The 14,248-nt window shown below is 72.3% G+C and carries 12 protein-coding genes and 1 pseudogene; 8 read left to right on the top strand and 5 right to left on the bottom strand.

Annotation, left to right across the window (positions count from 1 at the left end; translation table 11 throughout):
• Positions 1-21: 21 nt before the first annotated feature.
• Entirely contained in the window at positions 22-927 is a 906-nt protein-coding gene (locus ACVW00_RS09030; RefSeq protein WP_457110568.1) for a DUF4349 domain-containing protein, read from the top strand.
• Between the two features lie 23 nt (positions 928-950).
• Here ACVW00_RS09030 and hemE read toward each other — a convergent pair whose 3' ends face one another.
• The gene (gene hemE / locus ACVW00_RS09025) at positions 951-2,021 is read right to left on the bottom strand and encodes a uroporphyrinogen decarboxylase (protein ID WP_457110567.1); all 1,071 of its coding nucleotides are present in this window, start codon (positions 2,019-2,021) and stop codon (positions 951-953) included.
• Positions 2,022-2,090: 69 nt separating this feature from the next.
• Here hemE and ACVW00_RS09020 point away from each other — a divergent pair, with 69 nt between their 5' ends.
• Together ACVW00_RS09020 and ACVW00_RS09015 are read left to right on the top strand one after the other, a co-directional pair.
• A complete protein-coding gene (locus ACVW00_RS09020; protein ID WP_457110566.1) occupies positions 2,091-2,690 on the top strand; it encodes a DUF3000 domain-containing protein in 600 nt (199 codons plus the stop codon).
• Positions 2,690-4,021 (top strand): ribonuclease D, encoded by a 1,332-nt coding sequence (locus ACVW00_RS09015; RefSeq protein ID WP_457110565.1) that lies wholly within the window; start codon positions 2,690-2,692, stop codon positions 4,019-4,021. The genes ACVW00_RS09020 and ACVW00_RS09015 overlap by 1 nt, the downstream gene beginning before the upstream one ends.
• On the opposite strand, the gene ACVW00_RS09010 is transcribed toward ACVW00_RS09015, so the two are convergent.
• The gene (locus ACVW00_RS09010; RefSeq protein WP_457110564.1) at positions 4,022-5,422 is read right to left on the bottom strand and encodes an extracellular solute-binding protein; all 1,401 of its coding nucleotides are present in this window, start codon (positions 5,420-5,422) and stop codon (positions 4,022-4,024) included.
• Positions 5,423-5,543: 121 nt separating this feature from the next.
• Between ACVW00_RS09010 and ACVW00_RS09005 the strand changes: the two genes are divergently transcribed.
• From ACVW00_RS09005 to ACVW00_RS08995, 3 genes are all read left to right on the top strand, one after another.
• Positions 5,544-6,299: a hypothetical protein gene (locus ACVW00_RS09005; protein WP_457110563.1), complete on the top strand. Its 756-nt coding sequence runs from the start codon at positions 5,544-5,546 to the stop codon at positions 6,297-6,299.
• A 56-nt stretch (positions 6,300-6,355) separates the two neighbouring features.
• Complete coding sequence (locus ACVW00_RS09000) at positions 6,356-6,979, top strand: hypothetical protein (protein ID WP_457110562.1); 624 nt, start codon at positions 6,356-6,358, stop codon at positions 6,977-6,979.
• A gap of 163 nt (positions 6,980-7,142) precedes the next feature.
• A complete protein-coding gene (locus ACVW00_RS08995; protein WP_457110561.1) occupies positions 7,143-7,583 on the top strand; it encodes a type II toxin-antitoxin system PemK/MazF family toxin in 441 nt (146 codons plus the stop codon).
• On the opposite strand, the gene ACVW00_RS08990 is transcribed toward ACVW00_RS08995, so the two are convergent.
• From ACVW00_RS08990 to ACVW00_RS08980, 3 genes are all read right to left on the bottom strand, one after another.
• Positions 7,574-8,539, bottom strand: coding sequence for a DUF3418 domain-containing protein (locus tag ACVW00_RS08990; RefSeq protein ID WP_457110560.1), 966 nt, complete (start codon positions 8,537-8,539; stop codon positions 7,574-7,576). The genes ACVW00_RS08995 and ACVW00_RS08990 overlap by 10 nt on opposite strands.
• Positions 8,540-8,582: 43 nt before the next feature.
• Positions 8,583-11,333 carry an ATP-dependent RNA helicase HrpA gene (hrpA, locus tag ACVW00_RS08985; RefSeq protein ID WP_457110559.1) on the bottom strand — a complete coding sequence of 917 codons (2,751 nt, stop codon included), beginning with the start codon at positions 11,331-11,333 and terminating at the stop codon, positions 8,583-8,585.
• Positions 11,334-11,400: 67 nt separating this feature from the next.
• Complete coding sequence (locus ACVW00_RS08980; RefSeq protein WP_457110558.1) at positions 11,401-11,859, bottom strand: hypothetical protein; 459 nt, start codon at positions 11,857-11,859, stop codon at positions 11,401-11,403.
• Between the two features lie 127 nt (positions 11,860-11,986).
• Here ACVW00_RS08980 and ACVW00_RS08975 point away from each other — a divergent pair.
• Positions 11,987-12,735: pseudogene (locus tag ACVW00_RS08975) on the top strand (response regulator transcription factor).
• Positions 12,732-14,168 carry a sensor histidine kinase gene (locus tag ACVW00_RS08970; RefSeq protein ID WP_457110557.1) on the top strand — a complete coding sequence of 479 codons (1,437 nt, stop codon included), beginning with the start codon at positions 12,732-12,734 and terminating at the stop codon, positions 14,166-14,168. Before ACVW00_RS08975 ends, ACVW00_RS08970 begins: the two are co-directional and overlap by 4 nt.
• Positions 14,169-14,248 lie beyond the last annotated feature (80 nt).

The raw sequence follows: 14,248 nt of genomic DNA, 5'->3' as shown, positions 1-14,248 counted from the left end.
GGACGGCTGCGTCGAAGCACCATGAAGCCTCCGCGCCGCATCGCCCTGGTCCTGCTCACCGTCCCCCTCGTCGCCGCACTGGCCGGCTGCGGGGCGGGCGCCGCCAACGACTCCAAGTCGTCGGCGGGATCGGCCGGGTCGACCGGCGGCAGCGGCACCTCGGACTTCGCCGCCCGTGCGCCGGACACCGCCAACGACAGCGACTCCCTCTCGGCCAAACCGGCGGCCGACACGGCGATCCAGCGGTCGGTGATCGCGACCGGTGCCCTTCGGCTGTCGACCGCACGTCTCAGTGACGCCCGCCAGGACGCGATCAACCTCGCCAACGGCCTCGGGGGGCACGTCGCCGACGAGCAGTCCCAGTCCGACGCGCACGGACGCCTCGACCGGGTCGACCTGTCCCTGCGGGTGCCTGCGGGCTCCTTCGAGAAGGCCCTGGACGAGCTCTCCCAGCTGGGCACGGTGCGACACCGCGATCAGTCCGTCGAGGACGTGACCACCAAGGTCATCGACACCGACGCTCGGGTGAAGGCGCAGCAGGCCAGCGTCGACAGCATCCAGAAGCTGCTGGCCCGGGCGAGCACGATCGCCGAGATCATGTCCATCGAGGGTCAGCTCGCCACCCGGCAGGCCGACCTCGACTCGCTCGTGCAGCAGCAGAAGTGGCTCGCGGACCAGACGTCCCTCTCCACGATCCAGGTGACCCTGGCGCGTCCCGCTGCCCACCACGCATCCGGCGGGCACCCGGCCGGGTTGATCGGCGGCCTGGAGGGCGGCTGGCACGCGCTCGGTCGCACGGCCGTGGTGACCGGCACCGTGATCGGCGCGGTGCTGCCGTTCGCGCTGGTGGTCGCACTCGTCGGCGTGCCGGTCTGGCTCGTGCGGCGTCGGCGGCTCGGCGTACCGGAGCCCGCGCCGGAGACCTGAGCCGGCCGGGTCGCCGGACCCGGTCAGGCCCGAGCGGACCGCTCGTGCACGTGGTCGGTCAGACGGGCGAGCTGGTCGGGATCGGTCGACGGGATGACGCCGTGGCCCAGGTTGAAGATGTGCCCAGGAGCCGCACGGCCGGCCTCGAGCACCCGGTCGGCGCGCTCGAGCATGACCTCGGTCGGGGCGAAGACCAGCGTGGGATCGAGGTTGCCCTGGACGCTGCGGCCACCGACCCGGCGTACGCCCTCGGCGAGGGGGACCCGCCAGTCGACGCCGACGACCTCCGCGCCGGCAGCACCCATGAGGTCGAGGATCTCCCCGGTGCCGACCCCGAAGTGGATCCGCGGCACGCCGCGGCGGCCGATCGCCTCCAGCACCTGGCGCGAGAACGGCAGCACGTGCTCCTCGTAGTCCGCGCGGGTCAGCGCCCCGGCCCACGAGTCGAACAGCTGGACGGCGCTGGCGCCCGCAGCGACCTGGACGTTGAGGTACGCCGCGGAGATCGCCGCGATCTTCCCGAGGAGAGCGCGCCAGACGTCGGGCGCGCCGAACATCAGCGCCTTCGTCTTGGCGTGGTCCTTCGACGGCCCGCCCTCGACGAGGTAGGACGCGACGGTGAACGGCGCGCCGGCGAAGCCGATCAGCGGGGTGGCGCCGAGCTCGGCGACGAGCAGCCGCACCGACTCGGTGATGAACGGGACGTGCTCCGGGGTGAGATCGGGGATCCGGGCGACGTCCTCGAGCGTGCGGACCGGAGAGGCGACGACCGGCCCGACGCCGGGCACGATGTCCAGGTCGACCCCGATCGCCTTGAGCGGCAGCACGATGTCGGAGAAGAAGATCGCCGCGTCCACGCCGTACCGGCGCACGGGCTGGAGGGTGATCTCGGTGACCAGCTCGGGGCGCATGCACGAGTCGAGCATCGTGACGCCCTCGCGGATCTTGAGGTACTCCGGAAGGGACCGGCCGGCCTGCCGCATGAACCACACCGGCGTGTGCGGCACCGGCTCCCCGCGGGCGGCACGCAGGAAGGCGGAGTCCGCGAGCGGACCCGAGAGCGGGCCGGGGTGCTGGTCGGTGAGGTCCGGCATGGGGCGATCTTCGCAGGTCAGGCGGCGAGTCGGGGTGTCGGGACCCCGGGATCCGCTTAACCTGAGGCCATGCCTGCACCTCGGGAACGCCACATCGAGCCGCCGCCGGCGCCGGCGGAGTTCGCGCGTGCCGTCGCCCAGCTGCGGTCGGCGAGGTTTCGGCCCGAGGTGCTCACCGAGGAGATGCCGGCGCCCCAGCGGATCGCGCCGTACGCCTCGGCACTCTCGGCCGACGTCACGTCCGACGGCGTCGACATCGGCACCGGACGCATCGTCGTGCTGCACGACCCCGCCGGCAACGACGCCTGGGACGGCACGTTCCGCTGCGTCGCCTACGCGCGCGCCGACATCGACCCCGAGGTGGCCAGCGACCCGCTCCTGGCCGAGGTCGGCTGGACCTGGCTGGTCGAGGCCCTCGAGGCCCACGGCGCGACGTACGCAGCGCCGTCCGGCACGGTGACCACCGTCTCCTCGGAGAGCTTCGGTGGGATGTCCGCCGAGCCGAGCACCGCGCAGATCGAGATCCGGGCGTCGTGGACGCCGGTCGGCGACCTCACCGCGCACGTGGAGGCGTGGGGCGAGCTGCTGTGCACGGCAGCGGGTCTGCCGCCGGTGCCCGAGGGCGTCGCGACGATGCCGAGCCGGCGAGGACAGCGCGGCACGGACTGATGGCAGCGGACGCACCGGACTCGCCGGCCGGCGACCCTGCGGAGGAGGACGCCCCGGCGGCCGAGCTCCTCGTCCTTCGCGACGGCCTGCCTGAGATCACCGACACGCCCGAGGGCCTCGAGCAGGTCGTCGCGCGAGTGGCGGCCGGCACCGGTCCGGTGGGGCTGGATGCCGAGCGTGCCTCGGGCTACCGGTACTCCGCCCGGGCCTACCTGGTGCAGCTGCGCCGTGAGGGATCCGGCTCGGCGCTGATCGACCCGATCGCGTTCGGTGACCTGACCGCGCTCAACGAGGCCATCGGTGACGCCGAGTGGATCCTGCACGCCGCCAGCCAGGACCTGCCCTGCCTGCGGGAGCTCGGGCTGCGGCCGACCGCGCTCTTCGACACCGAGCTCGCCGCCCGGCTCCTGGGCTACCCGCGGGTCGGCCTGGCCACCCTGGTGGAGACGATCGTCGGCAAGACGATGCGCAAGGAGCACTCGGCCGCCGACTGGTCGAAGCGTCCCCTGCCGCAGCCCTGGCTCGAGTACGCCGCCCTGGACGTCGAGGTGCTCCTCGAGCTCCGCGACGTCCTCGGCCGCGAGCTGGAGGAGACCGGCAAGGCCGAGTGGGCGCGTCAGGAGTTCGAGCACCTCATCGAGCACGTGCCGCCGGCGCGACTGGACCCGTGGCGGCGTACCTCTGGCATCCACAAGGCCCGCAACCGGCGGGCGCTGGCCGCCGTCCGCGAGCTGTGGGCCGAGCGCGACGAGCTGGCGGAGTCACTCGACACCACGCCCGGTCGCCTGATCCCGGACTCCGCCGTGATCGCCGCTGCCAACGCGCTCCCGACCAACGCCAAGGTGCTCCTGGAGACCCAGGGCTTCCACGGCCGTGGCGCACGCCGCTACCTCGAGACCTGGGTGGAGGCGCTCAAGCGCGCCCGCGCGCTCCCCGAGGCCGAGCTCCCGCCGATGGCGAACAGGTCCGACGGACCGCCGCAGGTCCGGTCATGGGCTGATCGCGACCCGGTCGCCGCCGCCAGGCTGAACGCGGCGCGCGCGGCCGTGTCGGCGCTGTCGGAGGAGCGCAACGTCCCGATCGAGAACCTGCTCACCCCCGACTACCTGCGCCGGGTGCTGTGGACCCCACCGAAGGTCGCGGACGACGAGCTCGAAGCGGCCGTGGCAGGCGAGCTCTCGCGCCTGGGTGCCCGCCGGTGGCAGGTGGAGCTGATGGCACCTCTGATCACCGAGGCGATCCTGCACCCCGCCGAGCCCGTCGAGGAGACGGAGCTCGTGGAGACGGAGCCCGTGGAGACCGAGGCGTCACCGGAGCCCTCGGCCGACTGATCAGCCGCCGGAAGGGCTCGGGGAGCCGCTCGTGGAGGAGCTGGGGGACGCGGGCTGGGTCGGCACCGGCGTGAGCAGCGGGGCCGAGGCCGCGTCGATGGCCTTGAGCCGGTCGACCAGCGGGTCGATCACGACGTCGTAGAACAGGCCGTCGAGCAGCTGCGCGGTGCTCGCCTCGACCGACGGCCACGTGGGCACGCGCGGGAGCGAGTGGATGCTGCGCACCGCCGCCGGGAACACCGAGGAGCTGACCGGGTTCTCGGTGGGCTGGAGGAACGCCTCGGAGTTCACCACGTCGATGTTGGTCGGTACGACGTACCCGGTGGACGCCAGGACAGCCATCGCGTCGTCGGAGACGGCGTACGCCAGGAAGTCGGCGGTCTTGTCCGGGTGCTCCGAGCTGCTGCTCAGGCAGAGGCCGTCGCTGTGGCCGCTCGTCGCGCGCACCCCGACGCGTGGCAGCGGCATCACGTCGAAGCTGAGGTCCTCCTGGGCCCGGAGCTCTGGGGTCAGGTCGCGGTAGCCCAGCATCATCGCCAGTGACCCGGTCTTGAACCGTTGCAGCGGCGAGCGTCGCTCCAGCTGCGCCTTGCTGAAGGTGATCTGCGGGTTGCGCACGACCTCGAGCAGCTTCTCCAGGGCCGAGGCGCTCGCGTCGTCGGCGAGCGTGAGCGTGGTGGGCTTCTCGAGGTCGTCGACGACGTGACCCCCTCCCGACCAGATGAACGGCGCCACCTGGTCGAGGTCAGGGGCGATGTACACGCCGCGCACCCGGCCACGTGTCGCCTGGCGCGCCGCCTCGGCGAACTGGTCCAGGTTCCACCCGGTGTCCGCCGTGATCTGGCGCTGGCCCGGTTCCGTGAGCGTCGCGAGGTTCAGCAGCGCGGTGTTGTAGTAGACGACGAGCGGCGAGGCGTCGACCGGCATGCACTGCAGGGCATTGTCGGCGCTGAAGTCCTCGAGCGCATCCCGCTGGTAGCCGTCACCGAAGTCGACGTGCCGCTCCCCCAGCAGCTCGTCGAGCGAGCGCACCGCCTTGTCCTCGACCAGGCCGGGCAGGTCGTCGAGGCTCGCCAGGAAGGCGTCCGGCGCCGTACCGTCCGCGCGCTCCTTGGTGAGAGCGTCCATCGCCTGCTGGCGGGTGTCGTAGGGACGGATGTTGACCACCGTCTCGGGGTGCTCCGCGGAGAAGTCGGCGGCGATCTTCGTGTAGGCGGTGACGACCTGTGGCGGTCCGTACACGGCGAAGGTGAGGAGCGTGGGTCCCTCGGGCGTGGACGTCGTCGGAGCGGTCACCTTCGGCTTGTCGTCCGACGAGCACGCCGCGACCACGAGCAGTGCGCCCACGACAAGGACCGAGGCAACGGCCCGGCGACTGCGGAGCACTGCGTCCTCCCTCACCGCCACGGATCCGAGGCCGCGGCACTCCTTCGCCCACGAATGGGGCACCGTCACGATAGCCGGACACGCCGCGCGCTCCGATGGCCCCCGAGTGTGAGCCTCGTCCCCCTACGGTTGGTGGGTGCTCGCCCCTCTCGCGCCCCGGCTGTCCTCCTGCGTCCTCGCCGCGGCACTGCTCCTCGCCGCCGGCTGCACGGGCTCGGACGACACACCGAGCAGGGCGGAGAGCCCTGACTCCCCTCCCGGGCAGTCGGTCACGGTGGACTCCTCTCCCACGCCCGAGGAGCCCTCGCCCACGACGTCACCCTCGGCAACCGGCGACCTGCCTCTCCTCGACCGGTTGCTGCCGACCGGGCAGGTTCCGGGGCTCAACGCCGAGTGGACGTGGCAGGACGGTGACACCGGGCAGCCGAGCACCGCGCCGTTCGGGCTCTGCGCCAAGACCGCCCCCGGCGCCGACCTGTTGAGCATCGGGGCCACCGACGTGGTGGCACGGACGTACTTTCCTCCCGACGACAGCGACGACAACGCCGCCGAGCAGATCGCCGAGTTCCCGGACACCGCGACGGCACGGCGCGCGTGGGCCGTGCTGGCCAGTTGGCACGAGCGCTGCGGCAAGACGCTCTCGGCCGACAACTCGCTCAAGCTCGGTCGGTTCGCATCCGTCCCGGTCGACGAGGGCACGGCTCGCTGGTACCTGCTGTCGTGGGCTCCGGCCGGCGAGGAGACAGGACGCTTCGAGGCGCTCGGCATGGTGCTCAACGGCACCCGGATCGCCGTGCTGACGATGGACCACAGCGGTCAGGACCACGACTACCCGCCCGGCCAGGACCCGATGATCGGGATGGTCACGGCGGCCAGCGGCTGGCTCCGCTGACCCACGACACCCGCGACCTGCCCTCCGCACTGGGTCGAGGCACCTATCGTGGACGGATGGGTGAGCGACAGCACCACCGGCCGGCGATGCCGGGCGCGTCGAGCTTCGAGGCGATCGAGGCCCCCGAGCGCGACACGGACCCAGCGGTGATCGCGGAGGCCGCCGATCGCGCCGCACTCGCCCTGGTGCGCGGGGCGCGGGACCAGGCCGACGAGGCGCTCGTCTCGCGGGTGGTCCACCTCGCCGACACCGAGGGCCTCGAGACGCTGGCGGACCTGTGGGCCGGCGCGCCGGCGGAGTCCCTGGCCGGGGTCCTCTGGCGGCTCTACGTCCTGCGCAGCTGGGTGTACGCCGACCCGCTGACCGCCGCCCGCGAGTTCGACCGCGGTCGCGCGCTCGCGCCGGTCTCCGAGGCGATCTCGGGTGTCGAGGAGCCACCCGGTCCTGCCGAGGTCCAGGCGCTCGTGGACTCGGTGCTCGGTGGCGTGGTCGTGGGTGACTTCGCCGACACGATCTTCCGGGCAGCGGCCTTCGCCCGGGTCGCTGCCGCCGGCCGGTCCCAGGCCGACCACGCAGACGGGTCGTCGTACGACTCGGACCTGGCGGCCGCCCGGCTGCTGACCCTGGCCGACCAGCTCCAGCGGGCCGGCAGGCTCGAGCTCGAGGGAAAGCTCGCCTGACCCTCCGGATCATGGCCGAGCCGTTAGACTTGCGCCGGCGCCGGACCGCGGCAGCCCCGGGTCCCAAGATCAGCCGCTTCGAGCGGCCACGCGCCGTGAGGCGCTCCCGGTCCGGCGCCACTCAGCCACCACGTGCGAACGCGGACTTCGGTACCGTCCCGGCATGGCGTTCCGTCTCCGGCTGCCGCGCCTGCGCAGGCCCGGCACAGCAGGGCTCGAGCTCGGGTACGACCCGCAGCGCAACGGCCGGCCCGACCCGGGCGAGGTCGTGTGGGCCTGGGTGCCCTTCGAGGAGGACCCGACGCAGGGCAAGGACCGGCCAGTGCTGGTGCTCACCTGCGACGGGCGCACGGTGACGGCACTGCCGCTCACCAGCAAGGACCACGACCGCGACGCAGCGCAGGAGCTGCGTGCCGGGAGGGTCTGGATGGATGTCGGCTCCGGCGACTGGGACCGACTGCGCCGGCCGAGCGAGGTCCGGCTCAACCGGCTGCTCGTCCTCGACGTCGGCGCGGTGCGTCGTGAGGGTGGGGCGCTGCCTCGGGCCACCTTCGACGCAGTGGTCGAGGCCGCCGCGCCCTACCTTCCCCAGCCTCAGAGCTGAGCCATCAGCTTGCGCAGGCGGGTGTCCGAGACGGGCATAGGGGTGCCGAGGTGCTGGGCCCAGAGCGACACCCGGTACTCCTCGATCATCCAGCGCAGCCTCTCGAGAGCCTCGCCCGGCGGTCTCCCGTCAGGCAGTGCGGCCCGGCGCTGGTCCCAGCCCTGCTGGAACTCCTGCACGCGCGCCATCAGCTCCAGGTCGCGGCCGGGCGACTCGTCGAGCCGACGGCGCCGCTCGGCGAGCGCAGCGAGGTAGCGCGGGTAGCTCCGCAGCGCGACGGAGCCCGCCTCCTCGACGAACCCCCGGTGCACGAGCCGGTCGAGGTGCTGGCGCATCTCGTTCATCGACGGCAGCACCGCCAGGTCGACCCGCCCGTGCAGCAACCGGTCCACCTCGCGCCAGTCCGCCAGCACCCGGATCACCTGGTCGAGCACTCCCCCGGCACGCTCGGGCAGCTCGCGGGCCACGCGATCTGCCAGCACGGTGAACGACTGCTGGTCCCAGACCGGACCGACCAGGTCGACCAGCTCGCCCACGGCGGCCAGGACGCAGTCGTCGGCCAGGTCCCTGACCTGGGCGTACGGCGAACCGGCAAGGGCGAGCTTCGCGGCGTTGTCGAGGCCGGCGATCAGGTCGGGCGCCGGCGTCGCGAGCACCAGCAGCCTGCGTACGCCGAGGCGGTGGTGCGCGGCCTGCTCGTCGGCGCTGGGGTGGACCCGCAGCCCGACGGTGGAGCCCTCGTCCACCAGCCCCGGGAAGCCCACGACCTCGTGTCCCGCGCGGACCTGGCGGAACGTCGGCTCGATGGTGCCGAACGACCACGCGGTCTGCCCGGAGCGCACGATGCCGGACTCCTCCGCGGCCGACGCCATCGCCGCCTCGAACGACGGGCGGAGCGGGCGCTTCAGGGCGTCGAGGTCCTTGCCCTCGGCGACCGGTGCGCCGGTGTCGTCCACGACGCGGAAGGTGGGACGCAGGTGCTCGGGCACCTTCGACCAGTCACCAGGCCTCGGGCGGCACGTGCACGCCGGTGACCGCGCGGAGGTGTCGGGCGAGGGCCTCGGTGATGCTCTCCTCGCCCGGGGGGACCGCCGCCAGGAACCCGCGCGCGAAGTTCGGCGCGGGAACGAAGCTGACCCGCAGCTGCTTGGGCAGCGACCGGATCAGCGCGACCACCAGATCCTCGCGAAGTCCGGGGACGTGCCAGCTGAACGATGCGCCGTCGAGGTGGTTGAGGGTTGCGAGCGGGACCTCGACGGTCACTCCGTCGTCGCGCTCACCCGGAGCGAACCGGTAGTCCAGCGGGAGCGCCAGCGAGCCCTCCCGCCAGGTCTCCGGGAAGTCCTGGGCCCGCACCTCGGCCGCCTGCTCGTGCAGCAGCATCGCCGGGTCGAACGTGAGCAGGTCCGGCTCGGTGCGACGCCGCTGCTTCCACCAGGAGTCGAAGTGCGCGCCGGACAAGACCTCGGCGGGAACCACCCGGTCGTAGAACTCGAAGAGCGTCTCCTCGTCGACGACCAGGTCGCGCCGCCGCGCGCGGTGCTCGAGCTCCTCTGCCTCGTCGAGAAGCTGGCGGTTGGTGGTCAGGAAGCGGTGCCGCTGGTGCCACTCGCCCTGGACGAGGGCGTGCCGGATGAAGAGCTCGCGCGCCACCACCGGGTCGATCGCGCCGTAGTTGACGGGCCGGTCGACGACCAGCGGTACGCCGTACAGGGTGACCCGCTCGGCGGCCATCACCGCCGCCCGCTTGGTCGACCAGTGCGGCTCGGACCAGGTGCGCTTGACCAGGTGCGGTGCCGCCTCCTCGGCCCACAGCGGGTCGATCGCGGCGCACTGCCGTCCCCAGAGCTTCGAGGTCTCGACGAGCTCGGCAGCCATCACGAAGTCGGGCTGGCTCTTGAAGAGCCCCGACCCGGGGAAGACGGAGAACCGCGCGCCTCGAGCGCCGAGGTAGTCGCGCCGCTCGCGGTCCCGGAGGCCGATGTGCGAGAGGAGCCCGGTCAGCAGCGAGCGGTGCACCGCGTCCTCGTCAACGCCGGTGTCCGCGGACTTCCCTGACTTCGCAACGGTCAGCCCGACCTGTCGGCAGACCGTGCGCAGCTGGGACTCGAAGTCCTGCCACTCGCGCACCCGCAAGTAGTTGAGGTGCTCCTCGCGGCACATCCGGCGGAAGGCGCTCGATCCGAGCTCGGTCTGCTTCTCCCGGAGGTGTCGCCACAGGTTGAGCCAGGCCATGAAGTCGGAGCGCTGGTCACGGAACCGTGCGTGCAGCTGGTCGGCCCTCGTCTGCTGCTCGACCGGTCGCTCCCGCGGGTCCTGGATCGACAGCGCGGCGGTGATCACCAGCACGTCCCGCAGGCAGCCCAGCCGGTCGGCGGCGAGCAGCATCCGGCCCAGCTGCGGGTCGATCGGGAGGCGGGCGAGCCGGCGGCCGATCCCGGTGAGCCTCGGGCTGCGACCCTTGCCCGCGGCCGGCCCGGTCGAGACCTTCAGCGCGCCCAGCTCCTCGAGGAGGAGCACGCCGGCGCGCACGTTGCGGGCGTCCGGCGGGTCGACGAACGGGAACCGGGCGACGTCGCCGAGCCCGAGCGACGTCATCTGCAGGATCACGCTGGCCAGCGTCGTGCGCAGGATCTCCGGCTCGGTGAACTCAGGGCGAGCCTGGTAGTCCTCCTCGGAGTAGAGGCGGACCGCGATCCCCGCCTCCACCCGTCCGCATCGTCCTGAGCGCTGGTTGGCCGATGCCTGGCTGATCGGCTCGATGGGCAGCCGCTGCACCTTCGTGCGGACCGAGTACCTGCTGATCCGGGCCACACCGGTGTCGATCACCGCGGTGATGCCCGGGACGGTGAGCGAGGTCTCGGCGACGTTCGTCGCGAGCACGACCCGTCGTCGGGCGTGCGGCTCGAAGACCCGGTGCTGCTCGGCGGCCGAGAGCCTCGAGTACAGCGGCACGATGTCGAAGCCCCGCGGACCCTCCGCCCTCCGCCCGAGCGCATCGGCGGTGTCGCGGATCTCCCGCTCTCCGGGCAGGAACACCAGGATGTCGCCCGGTGTGTCGGCACGCAGCTCGTCGACGGCAGCGAGGATCGCCTCGGTCTGGTCGCGGACGAGCACCTCCCCGTCGTCGTCGTCCTCTGGGAGCTGGACGAGCGGCCGGTAGCGCACCTCGACCGGGTAGGTGCGCCCGGAGACCTCGATGATCGGGGCCGGCGTACCGTCCGCCGCGGTGAAGTGCCGGGCGAACTTCTCCGGGTCGATCGTGGCGGAGGTGATCAGCACCTTGAGGTCGGGCCGGCGCGGGAGCAGCTGCTCGAGGTACCCGAGGATGAAGTCGATGTTGAGGCTGCGCTCGTGGGCCTCGTCGATGATGAGCGTGTCGTAGCGCTTCAGCTCCCGGTCGTGCTGCAGCTCGGCGAGCAGGATGCCGTCGGTCATCACCTTGACCCGGCTCCGCTTCGAGGTCTTGTCGGTGAACCGGACCTGGTAGCCGACGACGTCGCCGAGGTCGGTGCCGAGCTCCTCCGCGATCCGCTCGGCAACGCTGCGGGCCGCGATCCGGCGCGGCTGGGTGTGGCCGATCATCGCCCCTTCGCCGCGGCCCAGGGCAAGACAGATCTTGGGGAGCTGGGTGGTCTTTCCCGACCCCGTCTCGCCCGCGACGATCACGACCTGGTGGTCGCGGATCGCGTCGGCGATGTCCTCGCGGCGAGCCGAGACGGGGAGCTCGGCGGGGAACTGGATGCGCACAACCGCACCAGTCTCCCTGACTGCGCCAACGGGCCGCCACCGGAACCGGCGGACGAGCCCTCGGCGCCTACTGCGAGGGCGAGGCGGGAGCCGGCGAGGGCGCCGGTGCGGGCGGCTGCTGGCCGTACGGCGTGACCTGCCCGTCCGGCGGCTGCGGTCCGTCGTTCCACTGCCAACGGGGGCCGCCGTCCCTGAACCGGTGCGGACCGCGCCAGCCCGGCATGCCGGGACCACCCGGCCCCATGCCGATGCGGCCGTGGTCGTTGCCGTCGTCGGCGAGCGCGACGATCGAGGCACCGACGACGCCACCGAGCACGAGAGTGGCCAGTGCAACGGCGAGCATCGCCTGGAACGTCCAGACGCGGTCCCGCCAGCGCGGCTTCATCACCGGTGTGGGCCCGGCCGTCGCTGCGGCCGGGTCGGCTTCCCGGGCCGCTGCCGGATCGGGTGGGAGCACAGGACGCGTCTCCTCGGTCGGCGTCGCGTCGCGATCAGGGGTGCCCGAGACCTCGTCGTTGTCTGCCATGGTCCCAGCGTGCACCGGGAACCTGTCACGAGGCTGTGAACCGGCGAAGTTCGCACGGCGGATCGCTCACAGGCTTTTCACAGCGAACCCATGGCCGCGACCTCAGCCGATGCTCCACGCTGGACCCATGGCAACGGCAGCTGGGCGCGGACCCGAGATGACTCGTCCCGACGGGAGCCCCCTCCGGGTGCTCGTGGTCGACGACGAGCCCAACATCGCCGAGCTGCTGCGGATGGCCCTGCGCTACGAGGGCTGGGACGTCGAGGTGGCGCTCACCGGCAGCCAGGCCGTCAGCACCGCTCGCAAGCAGGGCCCCGACGCGGTCGTCCTGGACATGATGCTGCCCGACTTCGACGGCATGGAGGTGCTCCGCCGGCTGCGCACCGAGCAGCCCGACGTACCGGTCCTGTTCCTCACCGCACGTGACGCCGTCGAGGACCGGGTCGCCGGCCTGACCGCGGGCGGCGACGACTACGTGACCAAGCCGTTCTCCCTGGAGGAGGTGGTCGCCCGGCTGCGCGCCCTGATGCGCCGCGCGGGTGCCCAGCAGACCGCCGAGCACTCGGTGCTCGCCGTCGGCGACCTGATGCTCGACGAGGACAGCCACGAGGTGTCCCGTGCCGGTACGCCGGTCAGCCTCACCGCCACCGAGTTCGAGCTGCTGCGCTACCTGATGCGCAACCCGAAGCGGGTGCTCTCCAAGGCACAGATCCTCGACCGGGTGTGTGGAACTACGACTTCGGCGGCCAGGCCAACGTGGTCGAGCTGTACATCTCCTACCTGCGCAAGAAGATCGACGCCGGTCGTGAGCCGATGATCCACACGATGCGTGGTGCCGGTTACGTCCTGAAGCCGGTCGAAGCGATGGCTCCGTGAAGCTGTCCCTGGACCGGCTCGACCGGCTCGTCCCGCGCACCCTCACCGCCCGGCTGGTGGTCACGGTCGTGGCACTCGTGGCACTGGTCGGCCTCCTGGTCGCGGCGAGCGCGACCATCGCGATGCGCAGCTACCTCTACGACCGGCTGGACAGCCAGGTCGGCGAGGCCGTCAGTGGGCCTCGGCTGGGATTCCCGCCGGATGGTGACGGTCCCGGCACGTCCGGGGCCTTCATCCGCCCCGGTGCCCTGACCGTCACCATCGCAGCCGGGTCCAACACGGCCCAGGCGGGCGTCACCAGCGACGAGGGTGAAGGCGAGGCACTCACGGTCGGGATCGTCCGGCACCTCATCTCCCTCACCGCGGACGGCAAGCCGCACACGACCACCGTGTACGGCCACAAGTACCGCGTCGCGTCCCGCACCGACACCGACGGGCTGCGCATCGTCGGCCTGCCGACCGCGGACATCGACTCGACCATCAACAGCATGCTGCGCTGGTTCGCCCTGCTGACCCTCCTCGGGGTGGGCGTCGCCGGGGTCGGCGGCACCTGGCTGGTCCGCCGGCAGATGCGGCCGCTGTACGCCGTCGCCGAGACCGCCCGTGAGGTCTCCACCCAGGACCTCTCCACCGGTGACACCGCCATCGAGACCCGGGTCCCCGACCGCCTCACCGACGAGCAGTCGGAGGTGGGTCAGGTCGGCTCGGCGCTGAACACGCTCCTGGACCACATCGACGACGCTCTCGCCGCTCGACACAAGAGCGAGCAGCAGGTGCGCCAGTTCGTCGCCGACGCGTCGCACGAGCTGCGAACGCCACTCGCCACGATCCACGGCTACGCCGAGCTGTCCCGGCGTACTCCGGACGACACGAAGGCGCTGCTGCTGGCGTTGAACAAGGTCGAGACCGAGGCCGACCGGATGGGCGACCTCGTCGCCGACCTGCTGCTGCTCGCCCGGCTCGACTCCGGGCGTCCGCTCGCGCGGGAGGACGTCGACGTGACCCGGCTGCTCCTCGAGGCCGTCGCCGACGCCCGCGTCGTCGCGCCGGACCACAAGTGGCAGCTCGCCCTGCCCGACGAGCCGGTCACCGTCGTCGGCGACGACGCACGCCTGCACCAGGTGATCACGAACCTGCTCAGCAACGCGCGCAGCCACACCCCGGCCGGTACGACGGTCACGGTGGCGGCCTCGACGCAGGCCGACGAGGTCCGGATCGACGTCCACGACGACGGCCCCGGCCTGCCCCCGGACCTGGTCGACGAGGCCTTCGACCGGTTCACCCGCGGCGACTCCAGCCGCACCCGCGCATCCGGTGGCGCCGGCCTGGGGCTCTCCCTGGTCAGCGCGATCACCGAGGCGCACAGCGGATCGGCGGCGGTCTCGTCGCGGCCGGGTGACACCACCTTCACGGTCACGCTGCCGCGCGGCTGACGGCTGGCAATTCACTACTTGCGTAGTGAATTGGCCGCTCCCCGTACGCGATTTCGTTCGGGAAGCCCTGGTTTCACTAC

The sequence above is a fragment of the Marmoricola sp. URHA0025 HA25 genome, from assembly GCF_054059435.1.
The sequence above is the reverse complement of the archived record's forward strand: the minus strand, read 5'-3'. Positions and strand labels throughout refer to the sequence as shown.

Bases quoted from the DNA above. Each gene is read 5' to 3' on its own strand.
- ACVW00_RS09030 (WP_457110568.1), top strand. From the start codon at position 22: ATGAAGCCTCCGCGCCGCATCGCCCTGGTCCTGCTCACCGTCCCCCTC.
- hemE (WP_457110567.1), bottom strand. From the start codon at position 2,021: ATGCCGGACCTCACCGACCAGCACCCCGGCCCGCTCTCGGGTCCGCTC.
- ACVW00_RS09020 (WP_457110566.1), top strand. From the start codon at position 2,091: ATGCCTGCACCTCGGGAACGCCACATCGAGCCGCCGCCGGCGCCGGCG.
- ACVW00_RS09015 (WP_457110565.1), top strand. From the start codon at position 2,690: ATGGCAGCGGACGCACCGGACTCGCCGGCCGGCGACCCTGCGGAGGAG.
- ACVW00_RS09000 (WP_457110562.1), top strand. From the start codon at position 6,356: ATGGGTGAGCGACAGCACCACCGGCCGGCGATGCCGGGCGCGTCGAGC.
- ACVW00_RS08995 (WP_457110561.1), top strand. From the start codon at position 7,143: ATGGCGTTCCGTCTCCGGCTGCCGCGCCTGCGCAGGCCCGGCACAGCA.
- ACVW00_RS08980 (WP_457110558.1), bottom strand. From the start codon at position 11,859: ATGGCAGACAACGACGAGGTCTCGGGCACCCCTGATCGCGACGCGACG.